This window comes from Mycobacterium yunnanensis, assembly GCF_025823185.1.
In the GTDB taxonomy this organism is placed as follows: domain Bacteria; phylum Actinomycetota; class Actinomycetes; order Mycobacteriales; family Mycobacteriaceae; genus Mycobacterium; species Mycobacterium yunnanensis.
Genome location: NZ_JACKVK010000001.1, coordinates 369,534 through 382,091, shown reverse-complemented (window position 1 = coordinate 382,091; position 12,558 = coordinate 369,534). Strand labels below are relative to the sequence as shown.

Annotated in this window: 9 protein-coding genes; 7 read left to right on the top strand and 2 right to left on the bottom strand. The window is 69.1% G+C overall.

Annotated elements, in window-relative coordinates:
- Nucleotides 1–52 precede the first annotated feature (52 nt).
- From H7K45_RS01965 to H7K45_RS01935, 7 genes are all read left to right on the top strand, one after another.
- Nucleotides 53–1,741, top strand: coding sequence for an acyclic terpene utilization AtuA family protein (locus H7K45_RS01965; protein ID WP_263994246.1), 1,689 nt, complete (start codon nt 53–55; stop codon nt 1,739–1,741).
- Nucleotides 1,738–2,886, top strand: coding sequence for an acyl-CoA dehydrogenase family protein (locus H7K45_RS01960; RefSeq protein WP_263994038.1), 1,149 nt, complete (start codon nt 1,738–1,740; stop codon nt 2,884–2,886). The genes H7K45_RS01965 and H7K45_RS01960 overlap by 4 nt, the downstream gene beginning before the upstream one ends.
- Before the next feature lie 16 nt (nt 2,887–2,902).
- Entirely contained in the window at nt 2,903–4,498 is a 1,596-nt protein-coding gene (locus tag H7K45_RS01955) for an acyl-CoA carboxylase subunit beta (RefSeq protein WP_263994037.1), read from the top strand.
- A gap of 88 nt (nt 4,499–4,586) precedes the next feature.
- Nucleotides 4,587–6,566: an acetyl/propionyl/methylcrotonyl-CoA carboxylase subunit alpha gene (locus H7K45_RS01950; RefSeq protein WP_263994036.1), complete on the top strand. Its 1,980-nt coding sequence runs from the start codon at nt 4,587–4,589 to the stop codon at nt 6,564–6,566.
- A complete protein-coding gene (locus tag H7K45_RS01945; RefSeq protein ID WP_263994035.1) occupies nt 6,563–7,720 on the top strand; it encodes an acyl-CoA dehydrogenase family protein in 1,158 nt (385 codons plus the stop codon). Before H7K45_RS01950 ends, H7K45_RS01945 begins: the two co-directional genes overlap by 4 nt.
- Nucleotides 7,720–8,520: an enoyl-CoA hydratase family protein gene (locus tag H7K45_RS01940; RefSeq protein ID WP_263994034.1), complete on the top strand. Its 801-nt coding sequence runs from the start codon at nt 7,720–7,722 to the stop codon at nt 8,518–8,520. The genes H7K45_RS01945 and H7K45_RS01940 overlap by 1 nt, the downstream gene beginning before the upstream one ends.
- 57 nt (nt 8,521–8,577) lie before the next feature.
- Nucleotides 8,578–9,156, top strand: coding sequence for a DUF1707 SHOCT-like domain-containing protein (locus tag H7K45_RS01935; protein WP_263994033.1), 579 nt, complete (start codon nt 8,578–8,580; stop codon nt 9,154–9,156).
- A 4-nt stretch (nt 9,157–9,160) separates the two neighbouring features.
- Here the strand turns inward: H7K45_RS01935 and H7K45_RS01930 are convergent, their stop codons facing one another.
- Both H7K45_RS01930 and H7K45_RS01925 read right to left on the bottom strand, forming a co-directional pair.
- On the bottom strand, nt 9,161–11,140 hold the full coding sequence (locus tag H7K45_RS01930) for a VWA domain-containing protein (protein WP_263994032.1): 1,980 nt from the start codon (nt 11,138–11,140) through the stop codon (nt 9,161–9,163).
- Nucleotides 11,133–12,515 (bottom strand): sigma 54-interacting transcriptional regulator, encoded by a 1,383-nt coding sequence (locus H7K45_RS01925; RefSeq protein WP_263994031.1) that lies wholly within the window; start codon nt 12,513–12,515, stop codon nt 11,133–11,135. The genes H7K45_RS01930 and H7K45_RS01925 overlap by 8 nt, the downstream gene beginning before the upstream one ends.
- Nucleotides 12,516–12,558 lie beyond the last annotated feature (43 nt).

Sequence of the window (12,558 nt, the reverse complement as noted above, 5' to 3'; positions counted from 1 at the left end):
ATGGTCGACGATGGGAGCTCGAGTGCGTCCGCAGGGCAGCAGCGTCGGGCCGGTGCGCATCGGGAATTGCTCGGGCTTCTACGGCGACCGCCACGCTGCGATGCGCGAGATGGTGACCGGCGGCGAGCTCGACTACCTCACCGGCGACTACCTCGCCGAGCTGACGATGCTGATCCTGGCCCGCGACCGCGCCAAGTCCCCCGAGCGCGGCTACGCCAAGACGTTCCTCACCCAGCTCGAGGAGTCACTGGGAACCGCACTGGACACCGGCACGAAGATCGTCGCCAACGCCGGCGGGCTAAATCCCGCCGGCCTGGCCGCCGCCGTCCGGGCGCTGGCCGAACGACTCGGCCTCGAGGTCGCCGTCGCGCACGTCGAGGGTGACGACCTCGTCGCCCGGCGCGCCGAATTCGGCTTCGCCGACGACGTGCTCGCCGCCAACGCCTACCTGGGCGCCTGGGGCATCGTCGAGTGCCTCGCGGGCGGCGCCGACGTCGTCGTCACCGGCCGCGTCACCGACGCGTCGGTGATCGTCGGTCCGGCGGCCGCCCACTTCGGCTGGACTCGAACCGACTACGACGCCCTCGCCGGGGCCGTCGCCGCCGGGCACGTCATCGAATGCGGCACGCAGGCCACCGGCGGAAACTTCGCCTTCTTCGGCGACGTGCCCGACCTCGTGCACCCCGGTTTCCCGATCGCCGAGATCGACGCCGACGGATCGTCCGTGATCACCAAGCACCCCGGTACAGGAGGCCTGGTCAGCGTCGACACCGTCACCGCCCAGCTGCTCTACGAGATCGGCGGCGAGCGTTACGCCAATCCCGACGTCACCCTTCGGCTGGACAGCCTCCGGTTGAGCCAGGACGGGCCCGACCGCGTCCGGATCGCCGGCGCCCGCGGCGAGGAGCCGCCGCCCACCCTGAAGGTGTCCCTCAACGCCGTCGGCGGGTTCCGCAACGCGATGACGTTCGTGCTGACCGGTCTCGACGTCGAGGCCAAGGCCGACCTGGTGCAGCGTCAACTGGAGGCCGGCCTGGCGGTGCGACCGGCCGAGCTGGAATGGACGCTGGCCCGCACCGACCATCCCGACGCCGACACCGAGGAGGCTGCCAGCGCGCTGCTGCGGTGCGTGGTCCGCGACACCGATCCGAAGGTCGTGGGGCGCCAATTCTCCTCGTCGGCAGTCGAATTGGCGCTCGCCAGCTACCCTGGTTTCACCACGACGGCACCGCCCGGCGACGGCCAGGTCTACGGCGTCTTCACCGCGGGGTACGTGGACGCCACCGCCGTCCCCCACGTTGCGGTGCACGCCGACGGCACCCGCACGTCGATTCCCTCGGCGTCGCCGACGAAGGTCCTCGAACCCGTCGCCCCGGCCCCGATGCCACCGTCGCCAGCGCCTGGCCCGACCCGTCGGGCACCGCTCGGCGACGTGGCCGGCGCGCGGAGTGGGGACAAGGGCGGCGGCGCCAACGTCGGGGTCTGGGTGCGGAACCCGGAGCAGTGGAGTTGGCTCGCCCACACCCTGACGGTCGACGCCCTGCGCGAATTGCTGCCGGAGACGAAGAACTTGCCGGTCACCCGTTACCTGCTACCCAACCTGCGTGCCGTCAACTTCGTCATCGAGGGCATCCTCGGCAAGGGCGTGGCCCACCAAGCCCGCTTCGACCCCCAGGCCAAGGGTCTCGGCGAATGGTTGCGCTCCCGCCACGTCGACCTACCGGAGGACTTTCAGTCGTGAACACCTGGACCACCCCCGAACGCGATCAGCTCCGAAAGACGGTGCGGGCGTTCGCCGAACGCGAGATCTTGCCCCATGCCGCCGAGTGGGAGCGCACCGGTGACATTCCGCGCGAACTCCATCTCAAGGCCGGCGAGGCGGGTCTGCTCGGTGCCAGCCTGCCCGAGTCGGTCGGCGGTGAGGGCGGCGACGGCGCCGACGCGGTCGTCATCTGCGAGGAGCTGCACCAGGCGGGCGTGCCCGGCGGCGTGTTCGCCTCGCTCTTCACGTGCGGGATCGCCGTGCCGCACATGGTGGCCTCGGGTGACCAGCGCCTGATCGACACCTACGTGCGGCCCACGCTGCGCGGGGAGAAGATCGGCTCGCTGGCGATCACCGAACCCGGCGGTGGCTCGGACGTGGGTCACCTCACGACCAGGGCGGTGCGGGAGGGCGACGAGTACGTCATCAACGGCGCCAAGACCTACATCACCTCCGGCGTGCGGGCGGACTACGTCGTCACCGCCGCGCGGACCGGTGGACCGGGAGCCGGCGGGGTGTCGCTCATCGTCGTCGACAAGGGCACTCCGGGCTTCGAGGTCAGCCGCAAGCTGGAGAAGATGGGGTGGCGCTCCTCGGACACGGCCGAACTGTCCTACACCGACGTCCGGGTACCGGTGGCCAACCTCGTCGGTGTCGAGAACACCGGTTTCCTGCAGATCGCCGGTGCGTTCGTCTCCGAGCGCGTCGGCCTGGCCGCCCAGGCCTACTCCAGCGCGCAACGCTGCCTGGACCTGACCGTCCAGTGGTGCCGAGACCGCGAAACCTTTGGCCGCCCGCTAATTTCACGTCAGTCGGTGCAGAACACGCTGGCCGAGATGGCGCGCAGGGTCGACGTGGCGCGGGTGTACACACGGCACGTGGTCGAGCGGCAGCTGGACGGCGCCACCAACCTGATCACCGAGGTGTGCCACGCCAAGAACACCGCCGTCGAGGCAGGCGAATGGGTGGCCAACGCGGGTGTCCAGCTGTTCGGCGGCATGGGTTACATGGCCGAGTCCGAGATCGAACGGCAGTACCGCGACATGCGCATCCTCGGCATCGGCGGTGGCACCACCGAAATCCTCACCGGATTGGCCGCCAAGACGCTTGGATACCAATCGTGAGCGGAGCGGATCGCAAATGAGTCCCTTGACGTCACTGGTCGACACCTCGGGTGCGGCCTTCACCGACGCGGCGGCCGCGATGACCGCCAAACTGGCCGAGTTGGACGCCGAACACGCCAAGGCGTTGGCCGGCGGGAGTGCCAGATCCGTCGAGCGGCACCACGCCCGCGGCAAGCTGACACCCCGCGAGCGCATCGAGTTGCTGGTGGATCCCGACTCCCCCTTCCTCGAGCTGAGCCCACTGGCCGCCTGGGGCAGCGACTTCCAGGTCGGCGCCAGCGTCGTCACCGGCATCGGCGTCGTCGAGGGCGTCGAATGCCTCCTCGTCGCGAACGACCCCACCGTCAAGGGCGGCACCAGCAACCCGTGGACCCTGCGAAAGATTCTGCGCGCCAATCAGATCGCTCGCGAGAACCGGCTGCCGGTGATATCGCTGGTCGAGTCCGGCGGCGCCGACCTGCCGACGCAGAAGGAAGTGTTCATCCCCGGCGGCCAGATGTTCCGCGACCTGACCCGGCTGTCGGCGGCCGGCATTCCGACCGTCGCGTTGGTGTTCGGCAACTCCACCGCCGGTGGCGCCTACGTCCCAGGCATGTCCGACCACGTCGTGATGATCAAGGAACGGTCGAAGGTGTTCCTGGCCGGGCCGCCGCTGGTGAAGATGGCCACCGGCGAGGAGTCCGACGACGAGTCGCTCGGTGGGGCCGAGATGCACGCCCGGACATCGGGGTTGGCCGACTACCTGGCCAATGACGAACTCGACGCCATCCGCATCGGCCGTCGCATCGTCGCCCGGCTGAACTGGCGCAAGGCCGGTCCGCGGCCGCGAGCGGTGACCGAACCGCTCTACGACGCCGATGAGTTGACCGGCATCGTCCCCGCCGACCTGCGGGTGCCGTTCGACCCTCGCGACGTGATCGCCCGCATCGTCGACGGCTCGGAGTTCGACGAGTTCAAGCCGCTCTACGGCGGCTCGCTGGTGACCGGATGGGCGACGCTGCACGGCTACCCGATCGGCATCCTGGCCAACGCACGCGGGGTGCTCTTCAGCGAGGAATCGCAGAAGGCGACCCAGTTCATCCAGCTCGCCAATCGGTCCGACACGCCACTGTTGTTCCTGCACAACACCACCGGTTACATGGTCGGAAAGGCGTACGAGGAAGGCGGCATGATCAAGCACGGCTCGATGATGATCAACGCCGTCTCCAATTCGACGGTGCCGCACATCTCGCTGCTGTTGGGCGCGTCCTACGGCGCAGGCCACTACGGCATGTGCGGCCGGGCCTATGATCCGCGCTTCCTGTTCGCCTGGCCGAGTGCGAAGTCCGCCGTCATGGGCGGCGCCCAGCTGGCCGGCGTCATCTCGATCGTCAGCCGTGCCGCGGCCGAGGCACGCGGCCAGCAGGTCGACGAGGACGCCGACACGGCCCTGCGCGCCGCGATCGAGGCACAGATCGACGCGGAGTCACTGCCGATGTTCCTGTCCGGCCGGATGTTCGACGACGGTGTCATCGACCCCCGCGACACCCGGACCGTCCTGGGCATGTGCCTGTCCGCCATCGCCACCGGGCCGATCGAGGGGACGTCGAACTTCGGCGTCTTCCGGATGTGAGCGCCACCATGACCGCCCCCGTCGCGATTCGTGCACGCGGGACCGCGGTGAGCGCGGGTATGCGTGCACGAATCGCAGAGGGAGCGAGATGATCACCCGAGTTCTGGTGGCCAACCGGGGCGAGATCGCCCGCCGCGTGTTCGCGACCTGCCGTCGGCTCGGCATCGGCACGGTCGCCGTGTACACCGACCCCGACGCCGGCTCCCCGCACGTCGCCGAGGCCGACGTCCGGGTTCGGCTGGATGGTCGCGACGGTTACCTCGACGGCGCGCAGCTGATCGCGGCGGCGCGGGCCGCCGGCGCCGACGCCGTCCACCCCGGTTACGGGTTCCTCTCCGAGAACGCCGAATTCGCCGCGGCGGTGCTGGCTGCGGGTCTGACGTGGATCGGCCCGCCGGTGGCCGCCGTCCAGGCGATGGGCAGCAAGATCGAGGCCAAGAAGATGATGGCCGCGGCGGGTGTCCCGGTGCTCGACGAACTCGACCCCGAGACGGTGACCGCCGAGCAGCTGCCCGTGCTGATCAAGGCGTCGGCCGGTGGCGGCGGGCGCGGCATGCGCGTGGTCGACGACCTCGCCGAGCTCTCCGCCCAGACCGAGGCCGCGCGGCGGGAGGCGCAGTCGGCCTTCGGCGACGGAACGGTGTTCTGCGAGCGATACCTGGCCGCCGGGCACCACGTCGAGGTGCAGGTGATGGCCGACCTCCACGGGACGGTGTGGGCGGTCGGCGAACGCGAGTGCTCGATCCAGCGCCGCCACCAGAAGATCGTCGAGGAGGCGCCGTCACCTCTGGTCGAACGCATCCCCGGCATGCGCGACGAACTGTTCACCGCGGCGCGTCTGGCGGCCGAGGCGATCGATTACGCGGGTGCCGGCACCGTCGAGTTCATGGCCTCCGATGACGGGTCCTTCTACTTCCTCGAGATGAACACCCGCCTGCAGGTGGAGCATCCCGTCACCGAGGAGACCACCGGACTGGACCTCGTCGAACTGCAGCTGCTGGTCGCCGACGGTGGCCGACTCGAAGCCGAACCCCCACGGGCGCAGGGACATTCGATCGAGGTCCGGGTGTACGCCGAGGACCCCGCGAAGGACTGGCAGCCGCAGGCCGGCCCCGTGCACCGCTTCGAGGTGCCCGGTGCGCTCACTGAGTTCGGCCTGCTCGGCCGCGCCGGCGTCCGGGTGGACTCGGGGATCGTCGACGGCTCGGAGGTGTCGGTGTTCTACGACCCGATGCTGGCCAAGGTCATCTCCCGAGCCCCCACCCGAAGGCAAGCCGCGGGCATCCTGGCCGCGGCGTTGGCCCGCACCCGGGTGCACGGCATCCGCACCAATCGCGACCTGCTGGTCAACGTGCTGCGACATCCGGCGTTCCTCGACGGTGCCACCGACACCGCGTTCTTCGCCACCCACGGTCTGACCACACTGGCCGCCCCCCTTGGTAATTCGTCTGCGGTTGCCTGGTCGACGGTCGCCGCCGCCCTCGCCGACGCGACCGCCAACCGCGCCAACGCATCGGTGCTCGGCGGATTGCCGAGCGGGTGGCGCAATCTGGCGTCCGGCTTTCAGACCAAGCGCTACCTCGACGACGCGGGCGGCGAGCACGAGGTGCGCTACCGACTGGGCCGTGCCGGACTCGAGCTCGACGGCGACGATTCCGTCGCCCTGGTCTCGGCATCACCAGACCGGGTCGTGCTGCGCGTCGACGGCGTCGAGTACCCGTTCGAGGTGGCCCGCTACGGACTCTCCGATTCCGACGTCTTCGTCGACGGTTCGCTGGGCCCGGTGCATCTGATTGCCCTGCCGCGCTTCCCCGATCCCGACGCCGCCGTGGCCAAGGGCTCGCTGCTCGCGCCGATGCCCGGTGCGGTGACACGGGTGGCCGCCGCAGTCGGCGACACCGTGACCGCCGGCCAGCCGCTGATTTGGTTGGAAGCCATGAAGATGGAGCACACCATCGTCGCCCCCGCCGACGGCGTGCTCGTCGAACTCAACGTCGGTGCCGGTCGACAAGTCGACGTCGGCGCCGTCCTCGCCCGCATCGACGACCCACAAGGAGAATCCGCATGAGCTTCATCGAGACCGACGAACAGCAGCAGCTTCGCAAGGCGGTTGCCGCGATGTCCGCGAGCTACGGGTCGGACTACTACCTGGAGAAGGCCCGCGCCGGCGAGCACACCACCGAGTTGTGGAGTGAGGCAGGCAAACTGGGCTTCATTGGCGTGAACCTGCCAGAGGAGTACGGCGGCGGTGGCGCCGGGATGTACGAGCTTTCGCTTGTCATGGAGGAGATGGCGGCCGGCGGTTGCGCGCTGCTGATGATGGTCGTCTCCCCCGCCATCAACGGCACCATCATCGCCAAGTACGGCACCGACGAGCAGAAGCAACGCTGGCTGCCCGGCATCGCCGACGGCTCGATCACGATGGCATTCGCCATCACCGAACCCGACGCGGGATCCAACTCACACCGGATCACCACGACGGCCCGCCGTGACGGCGACGACTGGATCCTCTCGGGTCAGAAGGTCTACATCTCCGGCGTCGACCAGGCCCAGGCGGTGCTCGTCGTGAGCCGCACGGCCGAGGCGAAGACGGGCAACCTCAAGCCGGCGCTTTTCGTCGTCCCCACCGACACCCCCGGCCTGTCCTGGACGAAGATCGACATGGAGATCGTCAGCCCGGAGAACCAGTTCCAGCTGTTCCTCGACGACGTCCGGCTGCCTGCGGATGCCCTCGTCGGCTCCGAGGACGCCGCGATCGCGCAGCTGTTCGCCGGACTGAATCCCGAGCGCATCATGGGTGCGGCCAGCGCCGTCGGCATGGGCCGCTTCGCGATCACCAAGGCCACCGATTACGTCAAGACCCGGCAGGTGTGGAAGACCCCGATCGGAGCCCACCAGGGCATCTCACATCCGTTGGCTCAGAATCACATCGAGATCGAGCTGGCCAAGCTGATGATGCAGAAGGCCGCCGCGCTCTACGACCTCGGGGACGACGGCGGTGCAGCCGAGGCCGCGAACATGGCCAAGTACGCCGCGGGCGAGGCGTCGGTGCGCGCGGTGGACCAAGCCGTGCAGTCCCTCGGCGGCAACGGTTTGACCAAGGAGTACGGCATCGCCTCGGTGCTGACGGCGTCGCGCCTGGCCCGCATCGCGCCGGTGAGCCGGGAGATGATCTTGAACTTCGTCGCGCAGACGTCGCTGGGCCTCCCCCGGTCGTACTGATGAGCGACACCCTGGTCACCTACGAGGTGCAGGGCGCGGTCGCGCGGCTGACCCTGGACTCGCCGCACAACCGCAACGCCCTGTCGACGACACTCGTCGCGCAACTGCACGACGGGCTGACCTCGGCCGCGGCGAATCCCGACGTGCGGTGCGTGATCCTCGGCCATACCGGCGGCACGTTCTGCGCTGGCGCCGACCTGGGTGAGGCGGCCGGACGCAGCCCGGAGGATCTGGCGACCGACCGGGCTCGTGAGATGACCAACCTGCTGCGGGCACTGATCAGCCTGCCGATGCCGGTCGTCGGCGTGGTCGACGGTCACGTGCGCGCGGGTGGGCTCGGGCTGATCGGTGCGTGCGACGTCGTCGTCGCCGGGCCGTCGAGCACCTTCGCGCTGACCGAGGCACGGATCGGCGTCGCCCCGTCCATCATCTCGTTGACCTTGCTGCCGAAGATGTCCGCACGCGCGGCGGGCCGTTACTTCGTCACCGGGGAGAAGTTCGGGCCTGCCGAAGCCGAGGCCGCCGGGGTGGTGACCATCGCCGTCGGCTCCGCCGACGACGTGTCGGCCACCGTCGCGCGGCTGGTGGCAGACGTCACGAAGGGGTCACCCCAGGGGTTGGCGGCGTCCAAGGCGTTGACGACGGCAGGCGTTCTCGCCAGCTTCGACGCTCGAGCCGAGGCTCTGACCACGCAATCGGCAGCGCTGTTCGTGTCCGAGGAGGCCCGGGAGGGCATCACCGCCTTCCTCGAGAAGCGGCCGCCACGGTGGCTAAGCGGTGCCGGCGAGGCCACGATTTAGCTGGTTGGTGTGCACGGCGTCTTGCATGTCTGACCGATCGTCGTAGGCTCGTCCTCGATGAGCAATGGAGCGTCGCGACACGGATCGATGCGCGCTGCCGACTCCGATCGAATTCAGGCCGCGCAGTTGCTGACCGATGCCGCCGCGCAGGGCCGTCTCGGGATGAGCGAATACGAAGAACGCCTCAAGAAGGCGTACGCGGCCCAGACGTTCGACGAGCTCGACCGGCTCAGCTCCGACCTACCGGGCATCGCCCCCACGGCGCCCCCGATCGGGCCGGGACAACCGGCACCGTCGACGCTCCTGTTGGCCATCATGAGCGGTTTCGAGCGACGCGGCCGCTGGAACGTGCCGAAGCGGCTGACGTCGGTGGCCCTGTTCGGCGGCGGCGTGATCGACCTGCGCTACGCCGACTTCACCACCGCCGAGGTCGAGATCCACTCGTATTCCGTCTTTGGTGGCCAGACCATCCTGCTGCCGCCCGAGCTGAACGTCGACGTGCACGGCGTGGGAGTGATGGGCGCGTTCGACCACCTCGGCGACGAAGGCTCGCCCGGCGCACCGCAGGTCACCATTCGTGGGTTCTCGCTGTGGGGCAGCGTCGGGATCAAGCGCAAGAAGCGCAAGACCCAGTAGAGGTTCAGCCCCGTCGTCGGCGCGTCCGTAGGTAGTCGCCGACGACGGCGGCGCCCAAGCCGTCGAGATCGGGTTCGACGACCCGCCCCTCCACCCGCCGCGCGACCTGGTCGATGAACCGCGCCAGCCCCGGATCGCTGCCGAGCCGGAAGATCGTCACCTGCGCACCGAGGCGGGAGATCTCGTCGAAGCCCTTGACGGTGTGGGCAATGGTCCGCGGGTGTGGCGGGTAGTCGAAGAAGACCGACGTGCCGCCCTCGTCGCGCCCGTAGTCCTCGAGGTGTGCCGTCGGTTCGCCGTCGGTGACGATGAGCACCACCGGTTGGGCATTGGGGTGGCGGCGCAGATGGCGCGACGCGAGTGCCAGCGCGTGGTGCAGGTTGGTGCCCTGCTCGTAGACACCCTCCAGGCCGGTCAGTTCGGCCGCGCTGACGGTGCGCGCATACCGCCCGAAGGCGATGATCTGCAGGTCGTCGGAGCGGAACCGCGTGCTGATCAGCTGGTGCAGCGCCAGCGCGGTGCGCTTCATCGGCAGCCACCGGTTCTCCATCACCATCGAGAACGACGTGTCGACCAGCAGCGCCACCGCGGACTGGGTGCGCTGCTCGGTCTCGGAGATCTCGACGTCCTCGACGGTGATGTGCATCGGCACTTCCGCGACACCAGTACCGGCCTGGCGCAGCACGGCATTGGTCAACGTGCGCGTGACGTTCCACGGCTCGGTGTCGCCGAACTGCCACGGCCTGGTGGCACCGGTCAGTTCGCCCGCCGCCCCGGCGCGACGCGTGTCGCGTTCGCCGTGGCGGCCCGAAAGCTGCTGTGCCACGTCGCGGAGGATCATCTGACCCAGCTGACGCATCGCCTTGGGGGACAGCCGCCACTGACCGTCCGCGTCGCGGTCGAGGAAGCCCTGATTCATCAGCGCGCGTTCGAGTTCGGACAGGGTGCGGGCGTCGACGGCGGCCTGGTCGCCGAGCTGGCGGGCCAGCATGTCGAGGTCGACGTCGTCCATCTGCGCGCCGGCGTAGCTCTGACTCAGCTGTTCGGCGAGCTGTTCGAGTTCGCCGATGTCGGCAAGGGCCTGAGCGCCCTCACCCATGCCCATGGGGTTGTCGCCCTTGAACCGCTCCGAGCCTTGCCAGTCCTCGCCGGGCCGTGCGTTCTGCAGGTGCTGGTCGAGTTTGTCGAGCGCATTGGTCAGCGACGGCGACCCAAAGGCCTGCTGCGCCAGGGCATCCAGTTCGGCGCGCTGATCCGGCGAGAGGCTGTTGCGGAACCGCTGTGCGGCGGCCGCCCGCTTGGCCAGGGAGTCGAGCAGTTCGTCGATGTTCTTGGGATTCTCCGGGAAGAACTCGCCGTGCTTGGCCATGAACTCGGAGAAGTCCTCCGGGGAGTCTTGGCCGCTGGCGTGCTTGTCGAGGAGTTCGTTCAGGTCGTCGAGCATGTCGTTGACGCGCTGACGGTCCTCGTCGGTGGCGTTCTCCAACGCCTGCTTCATGCCCGAGAACCGTTGGTCGAGCATCTCGCGACCCATCAGGTCCTTGATCTGCTCGTACTTCTCGCGCGCCTCCGGCGACCGCCAGTCGTACTCGGAGAGTTCGGAGACCGCCTTGGCCGGCGAGGGCGGCAAAGCCTCGAGCTGGAGTTCGTTGAACCGGGCGTCGTCGTCCAGCGCCCGGGCCAATTCCTTGCGCTCGGCCAGCACCGCCTCGTCGAGCAGCTTCTTGATCTCCTGCAGAGTGCCGTCGAGGTTGTTCTGCTGCAGCAGCTTTCGGCGCTTGCTGTTGGCCTCGGCGGCCAGTCGGTCGGCGCCGCGCATGTTGTCGGTGCCGCGGCGCATCAGCTCGGCTAGTGCACGTCGCGGCGAACTGCCCTCCATGACGTCCTGCCCGATCTGCTCCAGCGCCTCGCGCAGGTCGACCGGCGGAGCCAGCGGATCAGGCCCGCCGGAGTAGCGCGAATACCGCGACGTCCGCTTAGCCATAGATTGTTTCGCCCTCCCCAGAGACCTTGTCGATTCGCTTGGCCAGGTACAGCGCCTCAAGGGCCAACTCCAGGGCCGCCGCGCGTTCGCCGTCGGACTGCGCGCCCAGCCGCTCGGAGATGGCGTCGACCACGGGTAGGTCCGGCAGTGCGGCCAGCACGTCCTTGGCCGACACGCGCTCGCCCGTGGTGACCGGGGCGCCCTCCTCGACCGCGGTGACCAGCGGGCCGACGTCCAGACCGCCGAGCAGTCGTTGCGCGGTGTCGGCCGTCGCCCGTCGCAACAGGTGTTCCAGCACGGCCTGTTCGCGGCCCTCTTCACCTGATTCGAACTCCAGCTTGCCGCGCAGCACGTCGACGATGGTGCCCAGGTCGACGACCCGCGCGACGGGATCCTGCTCGCCGAGGATCGCCGACCGGTGCGTGGCCGCGGCGGCCACCGTCTCGGCGGCGGCGATGGCAAAACGCGCCGACACCCCGGAGCGCTGGTCGATCGACTGCGATTCGCGCAGCGAGCGGGCGAAGCGCGCCAAGATCTGCAGCAGGTAGTCGGGGACGGCGGCCGGCAGGTGGGATTCCTGCTTGATGACGCCGACCTCGGCGTCAAGTTCCCGCGGATAGTGGGTGCGGATCTCGGCGCCGAAACGGTCCTTGAGCGGGGTGATGATGCGGCCGCGGTTGGTGTAGTCCTCGGGGTTGGCGCTGGCCACGACGAGAACGTCCAGCGGCAGCCGCAGCGTGTAGCCGCGCACCTGGATGTCGCGCTCCTCCATCACGTTGAGCATGGCGACCTGGATGCGCTCGGCGAGGTCGGGCAGCTCGTTGATGGCGACGATCCCGCGGTGCGCCCGCGGGATGAGTCCAAACGCGATGGTCTCCGGATCGCCGAGGCTTCGGCCCTCGGCGACCTTGATGGGGTCGATGTCGCCAACCAGGTCGGCGACGCTGGTGTCGGGCGTGGCCAACTTCTCGGTGTAGCGCTCGCTGCGGTGGATCCAGGTGATGGGCAGGTCGTCGCCGGAGCTGGCCGCCCGGCGGATCCACTCGGGCGTGATCGGCGTGTACGGGTGTTCGTGCAACTCGGATCCGTCGATGACGGGGGTCCACTCGTCGAGCAGATTGGTCAACGACCGCAGCAGGCGGGTCTTGCCCTGCCCGCGTTCGCCGAGCAGCACGACGTCGTGTTCGGCGATCAGCGCGCGTTCCAGCTGCGGGATGACGGAGTCCTCGAAACCGAGGATGCCGGTCCACACGTCACGGCCCTCACCGAGCGCGGCCAGCAGGTTTTCCCGAATTTCGGCCTTCACGCCGCGCTCGCGATGCCCGGAGGCACGCAGCTCGCCGACGGTGCGGGGCAGGTCGTTAGGTGATGTCACTACTCCACGCTACGACGGTTGGCGCCGGGAGGCACCAGGTCCG